This is a genomic window from Streptomyces sp. NBC_00459, from assembly GCF_036013955.1.
Lineage (GTDB): Bacteria > Actinomycetota > Actinomycetes > Streptomycetales > Streptomycetaceae > Streptomyces.
This window is the reverse complement of the sequence record NZ_CP107903.1, coordinates 2,755,824-2,779,287: the sequence shown is the minus strand read 5'-3', so window position 1 is coordinate 2,779,287 and position 23,464 is coordinate 2,755,824. Positions and strand designations below refer to the sequence as shown.

Sequence of the window (23,464 nt, the reverse complement as noted above, 5' to 3'; positions counted from 1 at the left end):
CCGCACCCCTGGACGTGGGGTGCGGCCTCTGCCGTCGTGGCGGGGCAGCGGGTCAGCCGCGCAGCGCCGCCGTGTGCGCCGCCCGTACGAACCGCTCGTTCTCCGGCGCCGCACCGCCCGGGAAGGCGTACCGGCGGCGGGTGTAACCGTAGGCCAGACCGCTGTGCGGGTCGGCGAAGGCCTGGGAGCCGCCCGCACCGCTGTGGCCGATCGTGCCCGCACCCAGGAACGGGTAGGCCACGTCCGCGGTCTTCTGGAAGCCCAGGCCGAACGACTTGTGGGTCCGGGCCACCAGGTCGTAGCCGGCCGAGTGGAACTGGCCGAACTCCGCCACCGTGTCCGGCTTCAGCAGCGGCGCGTGCTCCCCGACCTGGCTGATCGCCGCCGCGTACAGCCCGGCCAGCCCACGCGCCGACGCCACCCCGCCCACTGACGCCGGACCCTTGGCGCGGACCACCCGGTGGTTGGGCAGCGACTCGATGTCGGTGGGCTCGACCCCGTTGCGGTTGAAGGCGATCGACGCGAGCGTGTGCGGCCCCGAGGGCAGCGCGTCGAGCGACTCCCGTTGCTCCGGCGTCGGCAGCATCGGCTGGACGGTACGGAAGCGCGGCTCCAGCGCCTCCGGCAGTCCCAGGTGGAAGTCGAGGCCGTACGGAGCCCGCACCCGCTCCTCGTGGACCGCCTGGAGCGTACGGCCCGTGGCACGCCGTACGATCTCGCCGGTCAACGCGCCGATGACCAGGGCGTGGTAGCCGAAGGCGGTGCCCGGGCGCCAGAACGGGCGCTGGTCCGCGAGGCGTTCGGCGATCAGCCGGTCGCAGGCCAGCTCCTCCAGGGTGAAACCGGAGTCGGCGCCGACCAGACCGGCCCGGTGCGCGATCAGGTCGCGCAGCGTGAGGGATGCCTTGCCCTCGGGGGCGAACTCCGGCCAGTAGTAGGTGACTTTGCGGTCCAGCTCCAGCGTGCCCTCCTGGACCAGCAGGGCGACGACGAGATGGGCGGCGCCCTTGGTGGACGAGTACACGCCGTAGAGGCTGTCCGGCCCCGCGTCCGGCTCGGTGTCCGGGCCCGCCCACAGGTCGACGACCCGCCTGCCGTGCACGTACGCACACAACTGGCCCTCGTAATCAGGCAGTTCACCGGCGAAGAAGGCGGCGAACTCCTCCCGCACCGCCTCGAAGCCCTCGGCCACCGTGCCCCGGACGAGTCGTCCCGCGGCCCCGGTGGTCTCCCGCGTCATCCTCTGTGTCATCGGCTCTCCTCGCTCGACGTACCGATCGGCGTGGTCGGCACGCTCAGCAAAGCACGTGCCACCTGCGCGAACTCCCCCTTGGGGTGGTCCCGGAACAGCGGCTCGGTGCCGAACAGCACCGCGTGCGGCCCGCTGACCACCGACGCCTGTCCGGCCGCTGCCGCCGGCCCTCCGGACCCGTCCGCGAACGGCCGCCAGTGCCCGGAGACCAGAAGGTTCCCGGTCCCGTACGACTGGTCGACACGCACGCCCGGCCCCAGGTCCGTGAACCAGACGGGCGCGTAGACGAACCCGTGGTCCGGCGCCCCGCCGGTGACGGGACTCCGGCCCGAATTGACCACCCGGACAACACCGTTGGCGTCCCCGTTGCCCTCGACCGGCTTGGCCGCCAGCACCCCGGCGGCGGAGTTCAGCGCGGCCCCGTCGGCACCCCGGCCGACCAGCCCCCGGGAGCCGAGGAAGGCGTCGAGTGCCGTACGAGCGGCGGGGTTCAGGCCCTCGTACTCGACACCCTGCGACACGAACAGCACATCCGCCCCCGACCAGTCGAAACCGGCGTTGAGCACGGCCGTCGAGACGGGCGTGACCTCGAAGTTCATCTCACGCAGCGCGAACAGCTCCCCGGGCGTGACGGCCGCCGCGACCCGGGTGCGATGCAGCGCGGCGGTGCCGGTCGCCTTCGTCGCGTCGAAGGCCACGTCGTACGTACGGGCCAGCGCGACCGCCTCCTTGCGCGCCGACGCCGGGACGATCGCGCTGCCGTCCGCCGCCCGCCGTACCGAAACCCCGTCCCGGAGAAGCGAGTTGAGAGCGGCGATCTCACGCGGGTCGTCCAGCCGCAGCCGCAGCCTCCCCTGCGGGGCGACATACCCGACCCGCGCGGCAGCGGTGACCGCCAGCAGAGGCACTCCCGACAGGCTGCCGCTGCCGACCGGTTGCACGGTCGCGCCCCACAACCGCCCCAGGCTCCAGCCCGAGATGTCGTACATCACCGACACCTTGTCGCTGATGTCCCGCCCGTCGGCGAGCAGCACGTTCGCGAGCCCGCGCTTCGGCTGACGCATGTCGACGACGTAGGAGCCCTTCGCGTACGTCCGTCCGCCGAGCCGGAACGCACGGCTCGCGCGGGTGACCTGGACGTCGTTGGCGAGCAGGTGGTCGACCAGCCGGGCGGCGGCGGGCCCGGAGCGCTGGGCGGAGGCGCCGGCCGGGATGACGTACGCGCGGGGGAAGGTGGTCGTGTAGACGTCCTCCGGCCCGATTCCCGGCACCCCGGGGACGGTCGCCGCCGACACCGGCACCTGCGCGGCCCCCGTGGCGCCGCGCCGGAAGACCTCGATCTGGTCGGCGACGAGCGAAGTCCGGTGCTCCCGGACGTAGTCGAGGGTCGCCGTGATGGCCGCGCCGGCCACGGCGACGTTGATCGCGCTGCGGCGGCGCAACTCATCGACCGGGAGGGTGTCGTAGGCCCGGTTGTTGACCGTCATGGGGATCTCGACGGTGTGCGCGGCGACCGTGCCGTGGAAGGCCGCGTACTGCGGGGTGAAGATCGGCGGCCAGTCGTCCCAGCCCTCCTCCTGATCACGGAACGGGATCTGGACCGGCTCGACGCCGTCCTTCTGCGGTGTGTAGCCGAGGCCGTTGACCGCGGCCTCCATACCGAGGGCGTTGGCGTAGGTGTTCTTCAGGAAGAGGTCGTACTCGTAGTTCTCGCCGTGCGGGGGAGTGGTGGGCTCGATCAGGGTGCCGTTGACGTATCCGTGCAGGTCGAGCATGACGGTCGGCTGCTTGTCGATCTCGATCTGCCGCATCGCCCGCCCCTCGGGCTGCGAGGAGGTGACGAAGTCCCGGTTCAGATCGAACCCGTTGGCGTTGGCGCGGGTGCCGGCGATCCGGCCGTCCGGGTTGGCGGTGATGTTGAAGTAGAGCCGGCTGTGCGCGAGCAGGTCCCGCGTCCTGGCGTCCGTGGCGGTCGCGAGCCGCTCGACGAGCTTCAGGGAGGCGTCGGTGCCCTCCCACTCGTTGCCGTGGATGTTGTTGTTGACGAAGACGGGCGCCTTGTAACTCCGTTTGACCGCCTGGCTCCTGGCGGCGACGGAGGGCGCGTTCTCGATCAGCTCGCGCATGGACTCCTGGGCGCGCGTCTGCGCCGCGCTCTCCGGCGCGGTGACCGTGACGAGATACAGCCGGTGCCCGCCCGCCGAACGGCCGGCGACCTCGACGCTCACCCGGTCGCCCAGCTGCTGGAGGGCGTTCAGCTTCGGCGCGATGGCGTGGTACGGGGTCAGGCCCAGCTTGATGGACTTGTCGGCCGGGTTCTCCGGGTCGGGCGACAGGGTCTGCTCGCGGGGGTAGCCGCGCCCCCTGTCGGCGAGGTCGGTGACGGGGGAGGTGAGGGCGCGGGTGGCGGGGCCGGCCGGGCTGATGGCGGAACGTTCGCTGTCCGCCGCCTCACGGGTGACGGGCCCCCGGTCGGCGGTGGCGGTGGTGGGGGTGAGCAGGAGTGAGCCCGCCGTGGTGACGGCGAGGGCGGCGAGCAGAACAGGCCGTTGAACCGATGTCGGCGGAACGGGTCTTGTGAGACGCACGCTTGGCTCCTCCACATGCTTCCTGGGATCGGTACGCGAGATGTACCTTCCCGACTCAACGCCAACAAGAGGGCCTTCACGCCACGCGTCCCCCGGACGGATCACGCGCCCCGGATAGAGTTCCCCCATGAGTGATCTCGCGACGGGTTTCCGCTACCTCCTGAAGGGCCAGCGCTGGGTCGCCCGACACGGCAAGCAGTACGGATTCGGGCTGCTTCCCGGTCTGCTGACCCTCGTCCTCTACCTCGCCGCCCTGACCTCCCTCGCCCTCTACGGCACCGATCTCACCGCCTGGGCCACCCCCTTCGCCGACGACTGGTCGAGCCCCTGGCTGGGCCTCTTCCGGGGCTTCCTCACCGCCCTCCTCTTCGCCCTGGCCCTGCTTCTCTCGGTCCTCACCTTCACCGCGATGACCCTCCTCATCGGCCAGCCCTTCTACGAGAACCTCTCCGAGAAGGTCGACCGGGACGTGTCCCCCGACGGCACGGCCCCCGAATCGGGCCTGCCGCTGCACAGGGAGCTGTGGATCTCCGCCCGCGACAGCCTCCGGATCCTCGTACGGGCCCTGTGCTGGGCGGTGCTCCTCTTCGCCCTCGGCTTCGTCCCGGTCGCCGGGCAGACGGTCGTACCCGTGCTCGGCTTCATGGTCACCGGCTTCTTCCTCACCGAGGAGCTGACCGGAGTCGCCCTTCAGCGGCGCCGGGTCGAACTCCGGGAGCGGCTGGCCCTGTTGCGCTCCCGCACGCTGCTCGTGTGGGGGTTCGGCACGCCGCTCGGGCTGGCCTTCCTGGTGCCGTTCGTCGCCGTCTTCCTGATGCCGGGCGCGGTCGCGGGCGCCACGATGATGGCCCGCGACCTGCTCGGCGAGGAAACAGGGGAGCCCTCGGAGGACGAGGACTCCGACGATCAGGAGACGTCGGCAGCGGCCTCCTGACCGGAGGAGTCACCGGACGCGTCCACCGCCACGGCCAGGATCGACCGCACCTGGGCGATGATGTCCAGCCGGTTCCGCACGAACTCGGGGTCGGTCACGGCCCCGGTCGCCGGATCGGTGTTGCCCGTCCCGAACTGCAGCACGGGCGTGTGCACATGCCCGCCGGGAAGCGAGGCGCCCAGACCGAGCCGGTCGCGCAACAGGGTCGCCCGGTAGGCGATCTCGTTGGACAGGTAGTCCCCGCCGCCCCCGGCACGCGCCGTCGACCCGGCGGTGGGACCGTCGGCCCGTACGACGGGATCGGTGCCTCCCGCCGGTATCTCGGTCACGCTCGTGTTGTCGTACACGGGGAACCGCCCGGTGTTCGCGGCGACAATCGCCTTGTAGGGCAAGGTCGTCGACGTCCACTGCGGCTGCGAGACCGGGTCGCTGACCGGAACGGTCTCCTTCCGGCCGACGTTCTCGTTGTCCGCGAAGCCGCCCCGCCAGGCCCCGTTGGTCCGCTCCACGTCGAACCGCCCGACCCGCCCCTGACTCACGGTGGCGAACAGATCGACCTTCGGCAGATACGGCTTCAGCGTCCGCTCCACCGTGCCCTCCGCGAAGTCCTGCCAGCGCACCGGGAACACCGCGGTCTCGACCCTGACCCGGCCCTCCGCCGTCTCGATCACCGTGCCGTCCAGCGCCAGTGCGGTGGCACCGGACGGGTTGGAGATCCGTATGTCCCGGTCGAGCGTGAACGGATCGAACCCGGTGACGAGAACCCGCTTCAGCGCCCCGCCGCACGGATAGCGGATCGACGTCTGCCCGCGCGAGTTCCGCTCCAACTCGCCCAGCAACGCAGCTCGTTGAGCGTCACTGACCTCGAACGACGGCTGCCATGCCCGCAGTTCACGGGTCATCCCGAGCCGCGCCCAGTACAGCGGCCGGTCGTCGTCCCGGCTGAGATCACCGCCGGCCGGCCCGCGCCCCTGCGCCCGGTCGACGGCCCGCTGCCACAGCGCCGCTCCCCGGCGTACGACGAGTCCGCGGGCGTCCGCGTAGGAGCGTGCGCCGCCGAGCGCCCGGGCGAACGCCGGGGCCACGGCGTCGAACCCGGAACGCCGGAGGATCTCCTGCGGCGCCGCCTTGTCGAGCCGCTGCTCCTCGACCGTGGGCGGCGCGACCGAGGTTTCCGCCGCCGATGCCGTGGCGGGCGCCGAGAGCCCTGTCAGCAGTGCGAGTCCGAGTATGCCGATCCGAACACGTGGGGAATTCAAGGGAGTTCAGCCTTCCGTCGTCGTGGGGACACAGCGGTGGGGTGCTGCCGGACGGCCGCAGTATCGCGTGGCGGAAGTGGTCTACGCCATAGTGGAAGGCGGGAGACGTTCATGGACTTCGACGAGGAGGCGCCCACGTGACGAAGACACCGCAGGTACCCCAGGCATCACAGGTATCGCAGGCACCGAGCGACAAGGCGCGTGAGGCGGCCGTCGAGGCGGCCCTCGGCAAGCTCGACCTGGACGCCAAGGCCCGGCTGCTGGCCGGGCAGGACATGTGGTCGCTGCCCGAGCTGCCCGAGATCGGGCTACGGTCCCTGGTCATGTCCGACGGCCCGATCGGCGTGCGCGGCACCCGCTGGACCGCCGACGACCCCTCCGTCGCCCTGCCCTCCCCGACCGCGCTCGCCGCCACCTGGGACCCAGAACTCGCCCACAGGGCAGGGGTGTTGCTGGCCCAGGAGGCCCGCCGCAAGGGCGTCCACGTGCTCCTCGCGCCCACCGTCAACCTGCACCGCTCCCCGCTCGGCGGCCGGCACTTCGAGGCGTACAGCGAGGACCCGTACCTCACCGGGCGGATCGGCGCCGGCTATGTGAACGGCGTCCAGTCCGGCGGTGTCGGCACCACCGTCAAGCACTTCGTCGCCAACGACGCCGAGACCGACCGCTTCACCGTGGACAACCTCGTCTCCGAACGAGCCCTGCGCGAGCTCTACCTGGCCCCCTTCGAAGCCATCGTGGAGAACGCCCATCCCTGGGGCATCATGACCGCCTACAACACGGTCAACGGCACCACGATGAGCGAGCACCGCTACCTGGTCAACGAGGTCCTGCGCGGCGAATGGGGCTTCGACGGCTACAACGTCTCCGACTGGATGGCCGCCCGCTCGACCACCGGCGCGATCGAGGGCGGGCTCGACGTCGCCATGCCCGGCCCGAGGACCGTGTACGGCGCCCCTCTCGCACAGGCGGTACGGGACGGAGACGTGCCCGAGGCCACCCTCGACGGAGCCGTACGCAACGTGTTGCGCCTCGCCGCCCGCGTCGGCATCCTGGCGGGCGCCGAACCCGCCGTCGCCGACACCGACCTCCCCGCGCCGGTCGACGGGGAGGCCCTGGCCCGCGAGATCGCCCACCGCTCCTTCGTCCTGGTCCGTAACCAGGGCGCCCTCCCGCTGCCCGAAGGGCGTACGGTCGCCCTCATCGGCGCCGCCGCCCGCGACGCCCGCGTCCTCGGCGGAGGCTCCGCCACCGTCTTCCCGGCCCGCGTCGTCTCCCCGCTCGACGGCCTCACCGCCGCCCTCCCCGAAGGCACCCTGACCTACGCCGTCGGCGCCGACCCCAACACCGAACTCGCCGTCGCCGACAAGGGGTTCGCCCTGCGCGCCGTCTGCCGCGACACCGCCGGAACGGTCCTCGGCACCGGCTCCGCGCCCAGCGGCCAGATCAACTGGATGGGCGCGGACCTCCCCGACGGCGTCACCCACGACCGGCTCCACTCCGTCGAACTCACCGGCACCTTCACCCCGCGCGACACCGGCCCGCACACCTTCGGCATCAAGGGCCTCGGCGCCTTCACCCTCACCGTCGACGGCACGACGTACTACGACGACGTCCAGACCACCGACAGCGACGACCCCTTCATCTCGTTCTTCGGCGACCCCGAACCCCGCGCCGAGGTCCCGCTCACCGCGGACACACCGGTCGAGGTGTCCCTCACCTACGGCGTCACCTTCCCCGCCGGCGCCGCCATGAAGTCCATCGGCTTCAGCCTGTGCCACCAGGAACCGCAGCGCGACCCCGACGAACTGATCGCCGAGGCCGCCGAGACCGCCCGCGCCGCCGACACCGCTGTCGTCGTGGTCGCCACCACCGACCGCGTCGAGTCCGAGGGCTTCGACCGCACCGACCTCCGACTCCCCGGCCGCCAGGACGATTTGGTACGCGCCGTCGCCGCCGCCAACCCGAACACCGTCGTGGTCGTCAACTCCGGCTCCCCGGTGGAACTGCCCTGGCGCGACGAGGTGGCCGCCGTGCTGCTGAGCTGGTTCCCCGGCCAGGAGGGCGGCGCGGCCCTGGCGGACGTCCTCACCGGCGACCGGGAACCCGGCGGCCGGCTCCCCACCACCTGGGGCGCCCTCGCCGACGCCCCGGTCACCCGGGTCACCCCCACCGACGGCGAACTCCCGTACACCGAGGGCGTTTTCATCGGCTACCGCGCCTGGGAGAAGGAGGGCCGCAGCCCCTCGTACCCCTTCGGCCACGGCCTCGGCTACACGGACTGGACGTACGAGACGGCCGAAGCGGCGCTCAGTCGGGCGGACGGGGTGACGGTCACCGTCCGGGTCACCAACTCGGGCGCGCGCGTGGGCCGTGAGGTCGTGCAGGTGTACCTCGCACCGACCGCCCCGGACCCCGACCGCCCGGCCCGCCGGCTGGCGGCCTTCGCCGGGATCGAGGCCGGGCCGGGCGAAACGGTGGAAGCAGTCCTCGAACTCCCGCGCCGCGCCTTCGAGATCTGGGACGAGGCCGCCAACGGCTGGGCCTTTGTGAAGGGTTCGTACGAAATCCAGGTGGGCCGCTCGATCACCGACCGCAGGCTCACCGCGCCGATTACGGTCTGACCGAGGGCAGTCCGCCCCACCAGCCGGCCCCGGCCCGGGACCTGACCCCCGGACCGGGGCTCGCCGGCGGCCCGCACGGACCGCGCACCCTGGAGTGCCGCGCCCCTCAGCCCCGTACGCCGAACCCGTACACCGTCTCCGAGCGGTAGGTGCCCCCCGGCCGCAGTTCCGTGCTCGGGAACTCGGGCCGGTTGGGCGAGTCGGGGAAGTGCTGCGTCTCCAGCGCGATGCCGCGCCGGGGGCCGAACGGCTCGCCCAGGTGGTCGGCGGTGTAGAGCTGAAGGCCGGGCTCGGTCGTCGCCACGGTCAGGAACCGCCCCGAGGCCGGGTCGTACAACTCGGCGACCGCCACCGAACCGTCCGTCCGCCCCTTGTCGAGGACGAAGTTGTGGTCGTACCAGGCACCCACCTCCCGTTCCTTGCGGAAGTCGAAGCGGGTGCCCGCCACCGGCTCGACGCCCGTCGGGATCAGGTCCGCGTCGACCGGGGTGTACCGCGAGGCGTCGATGCGCAGTTCGTGCCCGGCCGCGCTGCCGGATGCGTGCCCCGACACGTTCCAGTACGTGTGGTTCGTCAGGTTGATCACCGTCGGCGCGTCCGTGACCGCCTCGTACGCGATCCGCAGCGCCCCGTCCGCGTCCAGCGTGTACGTCGCCGAGAGCTCCAGGCGCCCCGGGAACCCCTCCTCGCCGTCCGGGCTCACCCGGGAAAGCCGCACCCCGTGCTCGACCGGCTCCGCGTCCCACACCCGCTTGTCGAAACCGTGGACGCCCCCGTGGAGGCAGTTGGGCGCGTTGTTCTGCGCGAGCCGGTACATCCGGCCGTCCAGCGCGAAGGCGCCGCCCGCGATGCGGTTCGCGTACCGGCCCACCAGCGCGCCGAAGTACGGCTCCGGGTGCGCCAGATAACCGGCCAGGTCGGGGAACCCCAGCACCACGTCCACGAGCCGCCCGTCCCGGTCCGGAACCTCGACCGCCTGCACGATCCCGCCGTACGACAGCACGCGCACCCTGACCCCGGCCCGCTCCAGCGTCCAGCGGTGGACGGGGGTGCCGTCGGGAAGTGTGCCGAAGAGCTCGTTGATGTGGGCCATGCGAAAACCCTAGGTCACCGCCTTCTCGCCCGTGACCCCGCGGTACGCGATCTCGGCCAGCCGCGCCTGTCCGTCGCGGCTCGGATGGAACCAGTCCCAGGTGCTCAGCTGCCGCGTCCCGAAGTCGTAGTCGAAGACCGCGCCCCCGTCGAACCGGCAGAGCCGGTCCGTGGCGCACACCTCCTTCAGCACCGAGTTGTACTCCTCCACCCGCCCCCGCACCTCGTCCCGCCGCGTGGTCGCCACCGGGTCGACCGCGTCCGGGTCGGCCAGCATCGACGGGCAGAGCCCCAGCTTCCACACCGCCTTGCCCGTCTCGTTGGTCCGCCCCTGCGACCAGAGCCGCTTGAGATCCGGCACGCTCGCCACGTACACCTGGCTCTTGGGCGCCGCCGTACGCAGGGTCCGCAGCGCCTTCTCGAACGACGACCGGAAGTCGGCCACCGGCGTCATCTCCGCCACCGACGCCCGGCACGCGTCGTTGGCCCCCGTCATCACCGTCACCAGCGCGGGCTTCCGGGCGGCGGCCTTCGTCATCTGGGCGGGCAGATCGGCCATCCGGGACCCGGTGACCGCGTAGTTCCAGCTGCGCGCGGCAGCCCCGGACGCCCCCAGCAGCCGTACGGCCAGACTGTTCACGTCCTTGTCGCTGCCGGTCGCCCAGGACACCTCGGGACAGTCGGACAGCACCGAACAGGCGTCGAAACCACGCGTGATGGAATCGCCCACGGCGGCCACGGAGGCCGGGCTGCCGTCCCAGGCGGACGTCGGGGTGGCGGACGGCTTCGCCTTCGCCCGCGTGCCGTCCGGAGCCGGAGACGTGCCACCGGCGGCGTCACACCCGGCGACGCCCAGCAGGGCCGCCGACACCACGGCGACGACGGCCCGCGAACGGTGACTTCGTTTCCGCATCCTTCGGGTCCCCTCGGTCGACGTGCGATGGCCCTCGTCCTTAACAACGCACGACAGTTCCCGAACCGAAACAACAAATGCGCCGAACGTCGCAACGTCGCACACCCGTACAGGCGTCCCCCTGGGTGAATGGCGGGCGTTTCATGGCATCGGGACCGACGGTACGTCACACTCCTTGCGCCGTCGCACGGTAGCCTCGCCATCAACGCGGCTGCCCGCCACCGCTGCTCAGCCAGTTCGCAAGATGTCCCGCTCTGTCCGGAGGTTGCAGTGACGACACGTGGAGTTCTGTACGTGCACTCCGCGCCGCGCGCGCTGTGCCCGCACGTCGAGTGGGCCGTCGCCGGGGTCCTCGGCACGCGCGTCAGCCTCGACTGGATCCGCCAGCCCGCCGCACCCGGCACCTGGCGCTCCGAGTTCTCCTGGAAGGGCCAGGTCGGCACCGCCTCCAAGCTGGCGTCGGCCCTGCGCGGCTGGCAGCTGCTCCGCTTCGAGGTCACCGCGGAACCCTGCGCAACCGCCGAGGGCGAGCGCTACAGCTGCACCCCCGATCTCGGCATCTACCACGCCGTCACCGGCATCCACGGCGACATCCTCATCCCCGAGGACCGCCTCCGCGCCGCCCTCACCCGCTCGCAGCGGGGCGAGACGGACCTGGAGGCCGAGTTGGCCAAGCTTCTGGGCAAACCCTGGGACGACGAACTGGAGCCTTTCCGGTACGCGGGCGAGGGCGCTCCGGTGCGATGGCTGCACCAGGTGGTGTGACTTCTGCACGCGAAGGCCCCCCACCGATCGGTGGGGGGCCTTCGCGTACTCACATCTGTACCGGTGTCCGTCAGACCGACCTGAACGCCAGCACCACGTTGTGCCCACCGAACCCGAACGAGTCGTTGAGCGCGGCGATACGCCCGTCGACAGGCAACTTGCGAGCCTCTCCACGCACGATGTCCGCGTCGGCCTCGGGGTCGAGGTTCTCGACGTTGATCGTCGGCGGGGCGACCCGGTGGTAGAGGGCGAGGACGGTCGCGACCGTCTCGACTCCGCCGGCGCCACCGAGCAGATGCCCGGTCATCGACTTCGTCGCGGACACAGCCATGTGGTCGACATCGTCGCCGAACACATTCCGCAGCGCCTTCAGTTCGGCCACATCGCCCGCCGGAGTCGACGTGGCGTGCGCGTTGACGTGCACGATCTCCGCCGGATCAAGGTCGGTCGCGGCCAGCAGATTCCGCAGCGCCGCGGAGATACCGCGCCCCTCCGGCTCCGGCTGCACGATGTCGTGGCCGTCGGCCGAGATGCCCTGGCCGACCGCCTCCGCGTAGACACGGGCACCGCGCGCGGCGGCGTGCTCCGCGGACTCAAGGACGATCACACCTGAGCCCTCGCCCATCACGAAGCCGTCGCGGCCCGTGTCGTAGGGACGGGACGCTGCCTGCGGGTTCTCGTTGTTCTTGGACATCGCCATCATGTTGCCGAACGCGGCGATGGGCAGCGGGTGGATGGCCGCCTCCGTGCCACCGGCGACGACGACGTCGGCGCGGCCGGTACGGATCATCTCGATGGCGTAGCCGATGGCCTCGGCGCCCGATGCGCAGGCGGAGACCGGGGTGTGCACGCCGGCGCGGGCACCGACGAGCAGGCCCACGTTGGCGGAGGGGCTGTTGGGCATCAGCATCGGGACGGTGTGCGGGGAGACGCGGCGTACGCCCTTCTCCTTCATCACGTCGTACTGGTCGAGCAGAGTCGTGACTCCGCCGATGCCCGAGGCGATGACGGCACCGAGCCGGTCCGGGTCGACGGCAGGGCTCTCGCCCTCGCCCGCCCGGTCGGTGAAGCCCGCGTCGGCCCACGCCTCCTTGGCGGCGATCAGCGCGAACTGCGCCGACCGGTCGAGGCGGCGGGCCTGGGGCCGCGGAATCACCTCGGACGGTTCCACGGCGATCTGCGCGGCGATACGGACGGCCTGCTCGGCCGCCCACTCCTGCTCCAGGGGACGGACACCGGACTTGCCGGCGATCAGACCCTCCCAGGTAGAGGCCGCGTCGCCACCCAACGGTGTGGTTGCGCCGATACCGGTGACGACCACGGTGCGATTGGTCGGGCTCACGGGAATTCCTTCTCCAACTGATACGGGAGGACAACCCCCGCACAGGCGGGGAGAACGGCGCCACCGCCGGGTGGCGGGGCTGGGGGGCCGGCCGAAGAGCCGGCCCCGCGGCGGTCAGGCCTGGTTCTTGAGGATGTACTCGGTGGCGTCGCCGACCGTCTTGAGGTTCTTGACGTCCTCGTCGGGGATCTTGACGTCGAAGCGCTCCTCGGCGGCGACGACGACCTCGACCATGGACAGCGAGTCGACGTCCAGGTCGTCGGTGAAGGACTTGTCCAGCTGGACGTCCTCAACCGGGATGCCGGCGATCTCGTTCACGATGTCGGCGAGACCGGCGACGATCTCTTCCTGAGTGGCGGCCATGGCAGGCGCTCCTTCTTGTGTATCTATCCAGAGAGGGTTGGCAGTTGTCCCCGTCCCGGTTCCGATGATCCGGATCCGGTGCGGGGTGCCTAGGGGAGGGTAACGACCGTCGCGGCGTACACGAGACCCGCCCCGAAGCCGATGACGAGCGCGGTGTCGCCGCTCTTCGCCTCGCCGGTCGCCAGAAGCCGCTCCATCGCGAGCGGGATCGAGGCTGCCGACGTGTTGCCGGTGGTGCGCACGTCGCGCGCGACCGTGACGTGCTCCGGCAGTTTCAGTGTCTTCACCATCGAGTCGATGATCCGCTCGTTGGCCTGGTGGGGAATGAAGACGTCCAGGTCGTCCGGGGTGATCCCGGCCGCGTCCAGCGCCTGCTGGGCAACCTTCGCCATCTCGAACACGGCCCAGCGGAACACCGCCTGGCCCTCCTGCGTGATCGCAGGAAACTTGCCGGAACTGTCGTACTCGTTCCATGGAACGGTCTGTTTGATCGTGTCCGACTTGTCACCCTCGGAGCCCCACACGGTCGGACCGATGTGCGGTTCCTGGGACGGGCCCACGACGACCGCGCCCGCGCCGTCACCGAAGAGGAAAGCGGTCGCCCGGTCCTCCAGGTCGGTGAGGTCGGACAGCCGCTCGACGCCGATGACAAGGACGTACTCCGCCGAACCGTCGACGATCATGCCCTTGGCCAGGGTCAGGCCGTAGCCGAAACCCGCGCAGCCGGCCGAGATGTCGAACGCGGCGGCCTTGGCCGTGCCGAGCTTGTCGGCGATCTCGGTGGCCACGGCCGGGGTCTGCTTGAAGTGCGAGACGGTGGCGACGACCACGCCGCCGATCTGCTGGGCGGTGATCCCCGCGTCGGCGATCGCCTTGCCGGACGCCTCCAGGGACATCGCGGCGACGGTCTCCTCGTCCGAGGCCCAGTGCCGGGTCTCGATGCCGGAGCGCGAGCGGATCCACTCGTCGGACGAGTCGATCGTCTCCAGGATCACCTCGTTGGGCACGACCCGGACCGGCCGGTACCCGCCCACACCCAGGATCCGCGCGTACGGGGCGCCCTTGCTGGGCTTGATCTTCGACATTGCCCGGGCTCCTTTCAGGCGCCCGCCGCGTCAGCGGCAGAGGTCGAGGTCAGCGACTCGGCGATGAGCTCACGAGCGGCGTCGAGGTCGTCGGGGGTCTTCAGGGCCAGGGTCTTCACCCCGGGCAGCGCGCGCTTGGCGAGACCGGTGAGGGTGCCGCCGGGGCACACCTCGATGAACGCGGTCACGCCCAGCGTTTTGAACGTCTCCATGCACAGGTCCCAGCGCACCGGGTTGGCGACCTGCCCGACCAGCCGGGCGAGCACCTCGGAGCCGTCCGAGACCGTCTGTCCGTCCTTGTTCGAGACGTACGTGATCTTCGGGGCGCAGGGCGTCAGCGAAGCGGCGGCCGAGGCGAGGACGTCGACGGCGGGAGCCATGTGGTGCGTGTGGAAGGCACCGGCCACCTTCAGCGTGACGACCTTGCGCACCCCTTCGGGCTTGTCCTCGACGAGGGCCGCGATCTGCTCGACCGTACCCGCGGCGACGATCTGCCCTGCGCCGTTCACGTTCGCCGGGGTCAGCCCCAGCTTCTCCAGGTGCTTCACGGTCACCTCGGGGTCACCACCGAGGAGCGCCGCCATCCCGGTCTCCGTGACGGCGGCGGCCTCGGCCATGGCTAGACCGCGCTTGCGTACGAGGGTCAGGGCGGCAGTGTCGTCCAGTACGCCGGCGAAGGCGGCCGCGGTGATCTCACCGACGCTGTGACCGGCGACGGCGCCGGGCGTGACGTCACCGCCCATGGCACCCAGTGCCGAGGCGGACAGTATCCCGGCCGCGACGAGCAGCGGCTGGGCGACAGCGGTGTCGCGGATCGCGTCGGCGTCGGCCTCGGTCCCGTAGTGGGCGAGGTCGAGCCCGATGGCGTCGGACCACGCGGCGACGCGCTCGGCGGCACCGGGCAGTTCGAGCCAGGGAGTCAGGAAGCCGGGCGTCTGGGCGCCTTGGCCGGGAGCGACGAGTACGAGCACTCTCACACTCTCTCTTGGGTACGGGCACGGCCGCCCGTGGGGACAGGGACGAAGAACAGCAGGGGGTTTTGTAGGCCCCCGACAAAACCCTAGGGCTGGAGATCCCCATCGGCCAGGCGCCCCAGGATCAGCGCGATCCGCAGTGTGAATGCGGATCGTACATCTGAAGGTGACCATCCGGTGACGTCAGTCACACGTCGAAGCCGGTAGCGCACGGTGTTGGGGTGAACGAAGAGCATGCGGGCCGCGCCCTCGAGACTGCTCGCCTGTTCGAGATAGACGGCGAGGGTCTCGAGAAGCGCGGATCCGGCCTCCTCCAGCGGTCTGTAGATCTCCTCCACCAACTGGTCGCGCGCCCCCGGGTCACCGGCGATCGCGCGCTCCGGAAGGAGATCGTCCGACAGCACCGGACGCGGTGCGTCCTGCCAGGCGGAACACGCCTTGAGCCCCGCGGCGGCGGCCTGCGCGGACCGGGTGGCGGCGAGCAGATCGGGCACGATCGGGCCCGCGACCACGGGCCCGGCGGCATAAGGCCCGATCAGCGACTTGGCGACGGCGAGCGGATCGTCGCTGCCGCCCGCGATGACGACGAGCCGATCGCCCAGCACACCGGTCAGCACCTGCAGCTTTGCGTGCCGGGCGGCCCGCCGGATCGCCTCGACGGTCAGCTCACTGTCGCCGTCGGGCGCGGTACCCAGCACCACGCACACATGGTCGGGCGAGTTCCAGCCGAGCGCGGCGGCCCGTGAAACCGCCCCCTCGTCGGCCTCACCGCTGAGCACGGCGTTGACGACGAGCGACTCCAGCCGGGCGTCCCAGGCACCCCGTGCCTCGGCGGCCTGGGCGTACACCTGTGCGGTGGCGAAGGCGATCTCACGGGCGTAGACGAGCAGCGCCTCGCGCAGCACCGACTCGTCACCGGGAGCGGCCACCTCGTCGATGGCGCTCTCCATGACCTCGATGGTCGTTCGGACCATCTCGACGGTCTGGCGCAGGGTGATCGCCCTGGTCAGCTCGCGGGGAGCGGTGCCGAAGACATCCGTGGAGATGGCCTGCGGAGCGTCGGGATGCCGGAACCACTCGGTGAAGGCGGCGATACCGGCCTGGGCGACCAGCCCGATCCAGGAACGGTTCTCCGGGGGCATGGCCCGGTACCACGACAGCGTCTCGTCCATGCGCGTGATCGCCTGCGCGGCGAGACTCCCGGACGACTTCTCCAGCCGCCTCAGGGTCGCCGGGTGCGGGTGCTCGGGACGTGCGGTGGGCTCGGGGCGATGGGATTCGGGTTCGGGCACGGAACAAGACTGCCTTATCGGGACGGGAGTGTGCGGCGTCGGGTCTACGGTGGGTGGGTGATGGACGTACGGCGCGCGCACGAGCGCTATCCAGGGGGCGACCCGGCAACCGGCGTCGAATCCTGGCACGCTTTCTCCTTCGGCCCCCACTACGACCCGGACAACCTCCGCTTCGGCGCGATGATCGCCTGCAACGAGGAGCGCCTCGCGCCCGGCGCCGGTTTCGACGAACACCCGCACAGCCACACGGAGATCGTGACCTGGGTGACGGAAGGGGCGCTCACCCACCGCGACTCGACGGGCCACGAGACGGTGGTGCTCCCGGGGGACGTGCAACGCCTGAGCGCGGCGGCGGGCGTGCGCCATGTGGAACGCAACGAGGGGGCCACCCCCCTGACCTTCGTCCAGACCTGGCTGGCCCCGCTCACCCCCGGCGGCACCCCGTCCTACGAGACCGTCCACGGCATCGCGGACTCCACGCCGTACGCGGTCCCGGAGGCGGGCGCGATGCTGCACGTACGCAGGCTGGCCGCGGGGGAGCGCACGGCGGTGCCGGACGCGGCGTACGTGTACGTCCATGTCGTACGGGGTGAGGTGCGCCTGGGCCCGGAGGAACTGGGCCCGGGGGACGCGGCACGGATCACGGCGGCGGAGGGCCTGGAGGCGGTAGGGGTGACGCCGACGGAGCTGCTGCTGTGGGAAATGGGGCCCTGAGCGGGGGCATTTCAGCCCGTCTGGGGGTCCCCCCTCTGGGGGAGTTCGAGGACGAGGCCCCTTCAGGGCCGACAGCGGGGTCTGGGGGCGCAGCCCCAGGGATGGGACGGGTAGGGGCGGCGGGGGCGAAAACCGCCGGCCTCAGCCCCGCACCTCCGCCAGCACCGCATCCGTGAACCCCGGCCAGACCTCCACCGCCCACGCCCCGAACGCCCGATCGGTCAGTGCGACACACGCCACCCCTGCCACCGGATCGACCCAGAGGAACGTACCGGACTGCCCGAAGTGCCCGAACGTCCGCGCCGACGACGAACTCCCCGTCCAGTGCGGCGACTTCGCGCCCCGGATCTCGAACCCGAGCCCCCAGTCGTTGGGGTTCTGATGCCCGTACCCCGGCAGGACACCCTTCGTCCCCGGGTACTGCACGGTCATCGCCTCCGCGACCGTACGCGGATCGAGCAGCCGGGGAGCCTGTACCTCGGCGGCGAACCGCACCAGGTCCTCGACGGTCGACACGCCGTCCTTCGCGGGTGAGCCCTCCACCCCCGTCGACGTCATCCCGAGCGGCTCCAGCACCGCCTGCCGCGCATACTCCGCGAACGGGATCTCCGTCGCCTTCGCCACGTGATCCCCCAGCACCTCGAACCCGGCGTTGGAGTACAGCCGCCGCTCCCCGGGCGGAGCCGTCACCCGGTGCTCGTCGAAGGCGAGGCCCGAGGTGTGCGCGAGGAGATGGCGGACCGTCGATCCGGGCGGCCCGGCCGGCTCGTCGAGCTCGATGGCGCCCTCCTCGTACGCGACGAGGGCGGCGTACGCGGCGAGCGGCTTGGTGACCGAGGCGAGCGGGAACCGGTGGTCGAGGGGGCCGTGGCCGCCGAGAACGGCACCGTCCGCCCGAACGACGGCAGCGGCGGCGGTGGGCACGGGCCAGTTCTCGATCAGCGCGAGGCTCTTCAACGGCGACAACGACTTCGACGACATGCCGTCGAGCTTAGGAGCCTCAGAACCGGAGCCGCATCAAGGGGTCGGGTTGCCGGACGAAGCCCAGCGACGCGTACAGCGGAACCGCGTCCGCGGAGGCGGTGAGGTCGATCTGGCCGACGTCCTGCTCCCGGAACCAGTCCACCAACGCCTCCATGCAGGCTCGCGCGTATCCGCGGCGGCGCGCGTCCGGATCGGTGGCGACACTGAAGACGTACCCGATCCGCCCGTGCGGATTGCCCGCCCGCCCGATCCGGTACTCGACGGTCCCCACGACCAGCGCGGCCAGCGAGCCGGACCGCTCCGGATGGTCGACCACGAACGCGGCGAAGCCCCCGGCCGGATCGGCGAGCCTCGCGGTCACGGTGGCCAGGGACGCCGACTGCCAGCCCGTGTCGGTGTCCGCACCGGACATCGAGTCGATCATCACCTGGCGCAGTCGCAGCAGCTCTCCGGCATCCTCGGGCTGGGCACGGCGTACGAGAGTCATGATCCGTACGGTAATGAGCGTGCACCGGCCAAGTCTCCGCAATATCGCGGTATCCGCTTGCTTGGAGTGCACTCCAAGGTTTTAGCGTGGGGGTCATGACGGTGCTGGAGACCACAGACCCCACCACGGACACCACGACGGATCCCGCCACGGCCGACGGCTGCGCGGGGCCGCGGCGGCCCGACCGGCGCCCGGACGGACAGGACCACTACACGATCAGCGAGGTCGTCGTCTTCACCGGGCTGACCGCGCACACCCTGCGCTGGTACGAGCGCATCGGGCTGATGCCGCACATCGATCGTTCGCACACCGGCCAGCGCCGCTACAGCAACCGCGACCTCGACTGGCTCGACCTCGTCGGCAAGCTACGGCTCACCGGGATGCCGGTCGCGGACATGGTGCGGTACGCCGAACTCGTGCGCGAGGGCGACCACACGTACGGCGAGCGGTTCGAACTGCTCGAATCGACCCGCCGGGCCGTCCTGGACCGGATCGCCGAACTCCAGGACACGCTCGCGGTACTCGACCGGAAGATCAGTTTCTACGCGGAAGCGGACCAGGACGCGGGCCTTGTCCGCGTCGTCCGTGAGATGGAGAGGGCTCGATGACGAACGACGACACCGCCGGCAGGCTCACCACGGCCCCGCTGGGCACCGGCGGCCCCGAGGTCGGCGTGCAGGGCCTCGGCTGCATGGGCATGAGCTTCGCGTACGGCCCCACGGACGCCGACGAGGCCCGCGCCACGCTGGAACGCGCACTCGAACTGGGCGTGACCCTCTACGACACCGCGGACGCCTACGCGGACGGGGAGAACGAACGTTTCCTGTCCCCGTTCTTCCGGGCCCACCGCGACGAGGTCGTCGTCGCGACGAAGTTCGCCCTGGCGATCCCGCCCGGCGAGCCGACCCGGCGGATCATCCGCAACGACGCCCCCTACATACGCCAGGCCGTCGAGGCCAGCCTCAAGCGCCTCGACCTGGACGTCATCGACCTCTACTACATGCACCGGCGCGATGTGAACGTCCCGATCGAGGAGTCGGTCGGGGTCATGGCCGAGCTGGTGCGCGAGGGCAAGGTCAAGCAGCTGGGCCTGAGCGAGGTCACGGGCCCGGAGCTGCGCGCGGCCCAGGCCGTGCACCCGATCGCCGCCCTCCAGTCGGAGTGGTCCCTGTTCAGCCGGGACATCGAGGCGGGCGTGGTCCCGGTGGCCCGCGAACTGGGCGTCACCCTGGTCCCGTACTCCCCGCTCGGCCGAGGCTTCCTGACCGGCTCCTTCACCGACGCCGACCAGGAACTGACCGCGGACGACTACCGCCGTACGCAGCCCCGCTTCACGGGCACCAACGCCACAGCGAACGCCGCCCTGTTGGACCCCATCAGGACGGTCGCGGAAGCCCACGGCGCCTCCGTCGGCCAGATCGCCCTGGCCTGGGTCCAGCAGCAGGCGACCATCCACGACCTCCCGGTCGTCCCGATCCCGGGCACCCGCAGGAGGACGAGGGTGGAGGAGAACACGGCGGCGACCCGCATCGTGCTGGGCGAGAAGGACATGGCTCAGCTGGAACCCATCGCGGCGCAGGTCGCGGGGGCCCGCTACGCCGACATGACGTTCACATCGGCGGCCAGGGAAACCCCCTAGAGGCGCGGGACCGGTGTGTTTTCAGGGGCGCGGGGAACTGCGCGACAAGCCACGACGAGCCCGCAGCCGCCGAACACGCCGAACCCACCCCCCCCACAGGCGCTACAACTCCGCCAACAACTCAGCCTTCTTGACCGAGAACTCCTCGTCCGTAACCAACCCGGCCTCGTGCAACTCCCCAAGATGCCGAATCCGTTCGGCGACATCCGCAGGATCACGCCGACCGGAGTTCACGCCGACCACCGCCGAACCTCCGGAGGAACGCCGAACCGCCGCCAACACCGCCGCCGCGAACGGCAACGACTCGTGCACAGGCCCGTACCCCAGCCCGAACACCACGGACGCGGGGTCCTGGTCGACCGGTGTGACAGAAGAATCGGTACGCCTCAGCAGTCGCAGATGACCCTCGAACACCTCGGGGGACCGCCACTCCACCCCGCTCAGGTCGGCGACCGGAAACGTCTGGTCGCCGGCCTTCCACTTCGCCGACGACGCGCCCGTCCAGAACCACCGGAAGGAGACGGCCCGCCCGTCGAAGGACGCCTTCGCGTCGTACGCCTTGAACGCCCGCGGCACCTCGGGCGCATCCACCAGGAACCTTTCAGCGGGCCCCTGTTGGGTCAGCTGGCCGCGCAGTTCGTCCGCGTAGTACTCGGCGAGCGTCTCCCGCTCGGCCGGCAGCACCAGCCGGTACGGATCGCAGGCCTCCTTGAGCTGGCCGTCGGCCGCCTCCATCAACGGGTCGGCGCCCGGGCGGGGTTCGGCACGCAGAACCACCGTTCCGCGCTTGCCCGGGGTCAGTGTCACCCCCGCGATCGCCTCCAGGGGGATACGGCGTTCGCCGAGCGCCTGGAACAGCTTCGGCGTGCGGATGCCCCGTTCGAAGCGGATGAGCACGGAGTCGGACTCGAACTCCCAGGCGGCATGCAATCCGGCCAGTACGTCACCCATGCGGCTCATCGTATGCGGCGCGAGCTTCATAGTCCCCTCCCCAGGCACACCGTGAATTCTGCGTCCTCTACGCGCGTCCGGCCATAGCCCCGTCGGGCAAACCCTTCAGACACACGTCATCCTTGCGGTCCCGCTGATCGTTCTGATCCCGCCGAGCGCACCGCACGGCGCCGAACGCGCCGACGCCGATCTCCGCGAAGTTGTGCAGACTCTCCGTACCCGGCTCGAAGTAGCCGCCGTGCCCTTTCGCGCCCCGCGCGGACAGCACGCGCGCGCCGAACGCCGACGACACCGGATCCGCGCCGTGTCCGAGGCCGCCGACCTCCAGATACGGCACGTCCTGGATCCAGTCGTCGGAGTCCCGCATCGACCACACCCGGGCGTCGGTGTGCAGCCCCGCCGCGTTCTCGACCCGCATGCCGGGGCTGCCGGCCACCGCGATGTCGGTCACCCGGCGCGGCAGCGTGTGCGCGGCGACACCGCACACCACCGAGCCGTAGCTGTGGCAGTACAGCGCGACCGGCGCCCGGCCGGGCAGCCCGCGCACCAGCGCGTTCAGCCGCAGCGCCCCGGAGTTGGCGCGCATCGCGGTGGCCGCGTCCATACCGAGCCCGTTGGGCGCGGTGTAGTCGGCCCAGGCGATCACGGCGGTACGCGTCGTGGGGCTCGCCTCCCACTCGGCGCGGTACAGCGCCGAGGCCATGCCGACGGGCGCCGAGTACTTGCGGTTGGTGCGCTGGAAGGTGAGGAGGTCGGTGTCCACGCCGGGGACCACGACCGAGACGCGCTGCGCCTTGTCGAGGTCGCCGAAGACCTCGGCGACACGGCCCGAGCCCTCGGGGTCGAACGCCAGGATCTGGCGGCCGCTCTCCAGCAGCGCGTCGTAGCGGTGCATGCGCCGCCCCGCGGCGTACTGGCCGACGGCCGACAGCCGGTCGTCGTGCATACGCACCCGCTCGGTCTCACGGGCCGTGTACAGCGCGACACGGTTGGCGCGATAGCGCAGTACGACGGGAGCACCGTTCATGTTGCCGAGCGCCAGGGGGTAGCGGCGGACGAGCCGGTCGCGCTGGCGGTCGGTGAGCGAGGCGAAGAACCGGGCCAGCCGGGCGGGCGCCTCGTCCGGGTCGGGCAGCGCGTGACCGCCGATCCGTCCGTGCTCCCACGCGGAGAGCGACGCCTGGAGCGGCGAAGGCGTGCGATGGCTGCGGACCGCGGTCCAGCCGGTCGTCGCGAGCATCACGAAGACCACGGCCAGCGCGAGCAGTGCGCGCCAGACGTTCAGTTGCGGGGAGGTGTCGAAGGAAGTCACTGAAAGGACACACTAGGAGAACGAGAGGGTCTCGCGGTAACCGAGTGACGGGGATCACGTTTCGATAACCGACGCTGGTCAAGTCACTCCGTACGTATGCCGGTACGGGGCGTCACGGCCGTTCCGTACGCCAGTTCCCCGCCAGTGCCGGACCCATCGCGTCGAGATATGTGCTGGTCAGCTCGCGCATGGCGGCCACGCTCATGTCCGACCCGGCGCCCCACCGTCGTTCCGTCAGCCGCATCAGCCCGCTGAACAGGGCCACCACGACCCGCGGCCGGAGGTCGCGGTCCACGTCGACGCCCTCGCGCTCGGCGATCAGCCGCGCCACCGCCTCCTCCGTCTCGGCGGAGCGGCGCATGTGCGCGGCGAGCAGCGTCGGCGTCGACTCGACGAGGTAGTACATACGCATCTGCAACTCCGCCGGTACGACGGACTCCACGGCCTCGTGGATCGTGTGCCAGCCCTCCAGCACCGCCTGGCGCAGCGCCTCCAGGGGGGCCTCGTGCGGCGGGCGTTCGCGTAGCGCCTGGATGAAGTGGGCCTCGGCGATGCGGTGTACGGCGAAGGCGGCGTCCTCCTTGCCGGCGAAGTAGCGGAAGAAGGTGCGCTGCGAGACCTCGACGGCGTCGGCGATCTCGTCGACGGTCGTGTGCTCGTACCCGTTGCTGGTGAACAGGGTGAGGGCGGCGCGCATCAGCGCGTCCCGGGTGCGCTGCTTCTTGCGCTCGCGCAGGCCGGGGCCGGAGTCCGGACCCACCTCGGTTTCGGCGGCGCTCATGACGATCGGGCCTCTCCGTTCCTCGTGTACTGCTGCTTCTGCTTCTCTTCGTGCTTCTTCTCGGTGAGTGACGTGTCAGTTACCGACTTGTGAACCCGTTTGTCAATTGTCAG

General features: G+C 71.1%; 21 protein-coding genes. 6 read left to right on the top strand and 15 right to left on the bottom strand.

Features of this window, described 5'->3' with window-relative positions:
- Positions 1-52: 52 nt before the first annotated feature.
- Positions 53-1,240, bottom strand: a complete 1,188-nt coding sequence (locus tag OHN74_RS12200; protein ID WP_327700086.1) for a serine hydrolase domain-containing protein — start codon at positions 1,238-1,240, stop codon at positions 53-55.
- 8 nt (positions 1,241-1,248) lie between these two features.
- Positions 1,249-3,840: a M14 family zinc carboxypeptidase gene (locus OHN74_RS12195; RefSeq protein ID WP_327694588.1), complete on the bottom strand. Its 2,592-nt coding sequence runs from the start codon at positions 3,838-3,840 to the stop codon at positions 1,249-1,251.
- Between the two features lie 127 nt (positions 3,841-3,967).
- On the opposite strand from OHN74_RS12195, the gene OHN74_RS12190 reads away from it, so the two are divergent.
- Positions 3,968-4,774 carry an EI24 domain-containing protein gene (locus OHN74_RS12190; protein WP_327694587.1) on the top strand — a complete coding sequence of 269 codons (807 nt, stop codon included), beginning with the start codon at positions 3,968-3,970 and terminating at the stop codon, positions 4,772-4,774.
- On the opposite strand, the gene OHN74_RS12185 is transcribed toward OHN74_RS12190, so the two are convergent.
- On the bottom strand, positions 4,747-6,033 hold the full coding sequence (locus OHN74_RS12185) for a pyroglutamyl-peptidase I family protein (RefSeq protein ID WP_327694586.1): 1,287 nt from the start codon (positions 6,031-6,033) through the stop codon (positions 4,747-4,749). The two genes, OHN74_RS12190 and OHN74_RS12185, sit on opposite strands and share 28 nt — an antisense overlap.
- 137 nt (positions 6,034-6,170) lie before the next feature.
- Here OHN74_RS12185 and OHN74_RS12180 point away from each other — a divergent pair, with 137 nt between their 5' ends.
- Positions 6,171-8,657, top strand: coding sequence for a beta-glucosidase (locus OHN74_RS12180; RefSeq protein ID WP_327694585.1), 2,487 nt, complete (start codon positions 6,171-6,173; stop codon positions 8,655-8,657).
- A 106-nt stretch (positions 8,658-8,763) separates the two neighbouring features.
- Here the strand turns inward: OHN74_RS12180 and OHN74_RS12175 are convergent, their stop codons facing one another.
- Together OHN74_RS12175 and OHN74_RS12170 are read right to left on the bottom strand one after the other, a co-directional pair.
- Positions 8,764-9,741, bottom strand: coding sequence for an aldose epimerase family protein (locus OHN74_RS12175; protein ID WP_327700085.1), 978 nt, complete (start codon positions 9,739-9,741; stop codon positions 8,764-8,766).
- 18 nt (positions 9,742-9,759) lie between these two features.
- A complete protein-coding gene (locus OHN74_RS12170) occupies positions 9,760-10,662 on the bottom strand; it encodes an SGNH/GDSL hydrolase family protein (protein ID WP_327694584.1) in 903 nt (300 codons plus the stop codon).
- Positions 10,663-10,932: 270 nt separating this feature from the next.
- Between OHN74_RS12170 and OHN74_RS12165 the strand changes: the two genes are divergently transcribed.
- Positions 10,933-11,427 carry a DUF3145 domain-containing protein gene (locus tag OHN74_RS12165; RefSeq protein ID WP_006374635.1) on the top strand — a complete coding sequence of 165 codons (495 nt, stop codon included), beginning with the start codon at positions 10,933-10,935 and terminating at the stop codon, positions 11,425-11,427.
- Between the two features lie 70 nt (positions 11,428-11,497).
- On the opposite strand, the gene fabF is transcribed toward OHN74_RS12165, so the two are convergent.
- The 5 genes from fabF to OHN74_RS12140 form a co-directional block, all read right to left on the bottom strand.
- Positions 11,498-12,769: a beta-ketoacyl-ACP synthase II gene (fabF, locus tag OHN74_RS12160; RefSeq protein WP_327694583.1), complete on the bottom strand. Its 1,272-nt coding sequence runs from the start codon at positions 12,767-12,769 to the stop codon at positions 11,498-11,500.
- A gap of 114 nt (positions 12,770-12,883) precedes the next feature.
- Positions 12,884-13,132, bottom strand: coding sequence for an acyl carrier protein (locus OHN74_RS12155; protein ID WP_055525601.1), 249 nt, complete (start codon positions 13,130-13,132; stop codon positions 12,884-12,886).
- Between the two features lie 89 nt (positions 13,133-13,221).
- Positions 13,222-14,217: a ketoacyl-ACP synthase III gene (locus OHN74_RS12150; RefSeq protein ID WP_327694582.1), complete on the bottom strand. Its 996-nt coding sequence runs from the start codon at positions 14,215-14,217 to the stop codon at positions 13,222-13,224.
- A 14-nt stretch (positions 14,218-14,231) separates the two neighbouring features.
- Complete coding sequence (locus OHN74_RS12145; RefSeq protein ID WP_327694581.1) at positions 14,232-15,188, bottom strand: ACP S-malonyltransferase; 957 nt, start codon at positions 15,186-15,188, stop codon at positions 14,232-14,234.
- An 89-nt stretch (positions 15,189-15,277) separates the two neighbouring features.
- Positions 15,278-16,483: a PucR family transcriptional regulator gene (locus tag OHN74_RS12140; protein WP_327694580.1), complete on the bottom strand. Its 1,206-nt coding sequence runs from the start codon at positions 16,481-16,483 to the stop codon at positions 15,278-15,280.
- Between the two features lie 60 nt (positions 16,484-16,543).
- Here OHN74_RS12140 and OHN74_RS12135 point away from each other — a divergent pair, with 60 nt between their 5' ends.
- The gene (locus OHN74_RS12135; RefSeq protein ID WP_327700084.1) at positions 16,544-17,197 is read left to right on the top strand and encodes a pirin family protein; all 654 of its coding nucleotides are present in this window, start codon (positions 16,544-16,546) and stop codon (positions 17,195-17,197) included.
- 141 nt (positions 17,198-17,338) lie between these two features.
- On the opposite strand, the gene OHN74_RS12130 is transcribed toward OHN74_RS12135, so the two are convergent.
- Both OHN74_RS12130 and OHN74_RS12125 read right to left on the bottom strand, forming a co-directional pair.
- Positions 17,339-18,178, bottom strand: coding sequence for a serine hydrolase domain-containing protein (locus OHN74_RS12130; RefSeq protein WP_327694579.1), 840 nt, complete (start codon positions 18,176-18,178; stop codon positions 17,339-17,341).
- 19 nt (positions 18,179-18,197) lie between these two features.
- On the bottom strand, positions 18,198-18,668 hold the full coding sequence (locus tag OHN74_RS12125) for a GNAT family N-acetyltransferase (protein WP_327694578.1): 471 nt from the start codon (positions 18,666-18,668) through the stop codon (positions 18,198-18,200).
- A 95-nt stretch (positions 18,669-18,763) separates the two neighbouring features.
- Between OHN74_RS12125 and OHN74_RS12120 the strand changes: the two genes are divergently transcribed.
- Together OHN74_RS12120 and OHN74_RS12115 are read left to right on the top strand one after the other, a co-directional pair.
- Positions 18,764-19,276, top strand: a complete 513-nt coding sequence (locus tag OHN74_RS12120) for a MerR family transcriptional regulator (protein ID WP_327694577.1) — start codon at positions 18,764-18,766, stop codon at positions 19,274-19,276.
- The gene (locus OHN74_RS12115; RefSeq protein ID WP_327694576.1) at positions 19,273-20,307 is read left to right on the top strand and encodes an aldo/keto reductase; all 1,035 of its coding nucleotides are present in this window, start codon (positions 19,273-19,275) and stop codon (positions 20,305-20,307) included. Before OHN74_RS12120 ends, OHN74_RS12115 begins: the two co-directional genes overlap by 4 nt.
- Positions 20,308-20,409: 102 nt before the next feature.
- On the opposite strand, the gene OHN74_RS12110 is transcribed toward OHN74_RS12115, so the two are convergent.
- The 3 genes from OHN74_RS12110 to OHN74_RS12100 all read right to left on the bottom strand — a co-directional run bounded on the left by OHN74_RS12110 (position 20,410) and on the right by OHN74_RS12100 (position 23,351).
- Positions 20,410-21,267, bottom strand: coding sequence for a DUF4429 domain-containing protein (locus OHN74_RS12110; RefSeq protein WP_327700083.1), 858 nt, complete (start codon positions 21,265-21,267; stop codon positions 20,410-20,412).
- A 58-nt stretch (positions 21,268-21,325) separates the two neighbouring features.
- Positions 21,326-22,570, bottom strand: coding sequence for an alpha/beta hydrolase (locus OHN74_RS12105; protein ID WP_327694575.1), 1,245 nt, complete (start codon positions 22,568-22,570; stop codon positions 21,326-21,328).
- A 112-nt stretch (positions 22,571-22,682) separates the two neighbouring features.
- Entirely contained in the window at positions 22,683-23,351 is a 669-nt protein-coding gene (locus tag OHN74_RS12100; RefSeq protein WP_327694574.1) for a TetR family transcriptional regulator, read from the bottom strand.
- Positions 23,352-23,464 lie beyond the last annotated feature (113 nt).

Bases quoted from the DNA above. Each gene is read 5' to 3' on its own strand.
- OHN74_RS12170 (WP_327694584.1), bottom strand. From the start codon at position 10,662: ATGCGGAAACGAAGTCACCGTTCGCGGGCCGTCGTCGCCGTGGTGTCG.
- OHN74_RS12110 (WP_327700083.1), bottom strand. From the start codon at position 21,267: ATGAGCCGCATGGGTGACGTACTGGCCGGATTGCATGCCGCCTGGGAG.
- OHN74_RS12190 (WP_327694587.1), top strand. From the start codon at position 3,968: ATGAGTGATCTCGCGACGGGTTTCCGCTACCTCCTGAAGGGCCAGCGC.
- OHN74_RS12150 (WP_327694582.1), bottom strand. From the start codon at position 14,217: ATGTCGAAGATCAAGCCCAGCAAGGGCGCCCCGTACGCGCGGATCCTG.
- OHN74_RS12100 (WP_327694574.1), bottom strand. From the start codon at position 23,351: ATGAGCGCCGCCGAAACCGAGGTGGGTCCGGACTCCGGCCCCGGCCTG.
- OHN74_RS12130 (WP_327694579.1), bottom strand. From the start codon at position 18,178: ATGTCGTCGAAGTCGTTGTCGCCGTTGAAGAGCCTCGCGCTGATCGAG.
- OHN74_RS12125 (WP_327694578.1), bottom strand. From the start codon at position 18,668: ATGACTCTCGTACGCCGTGCCCAGCCCGAGGATGCCGGAGAGCTGCTG.
- OHN74_RS12200 (WP_327700086.1), bottom strand. From the start codon at position 1,240: ATGACGCGGGAGACCACCGGGGCCGCGGGACGACTCGTCCGGGGCACG.
- OHN74_RS12115 (WP_327694576.1), top strand. From the start codon at position 19,273: ATGACGAACGACGACACCGCCGGCAGGCTCACCACGGCCCCGCTGGGC.
- OHN74_RS12120 (WP_327694577.1), top strand. From the start codon at position 18,764: ATGACGGTGCTGGAGACCACAGACCCCACCACGGACACCACGACGGAT.
- OHN74_RS12155 (WP_055525601.1), bottom strand. From the start codon at position 13,132: ATGGCCGCCACTCAGGAAGAGATCGTCGCCGGTCTCGCCGACATCGTG.
- OHN74_RS12135 (WP_327700084.1), top strand. From the start codon at position 16,544: ATGGACGTACGGCGCGCGCACGAGCGCTATCCAGGGGGCGACCCGGCA.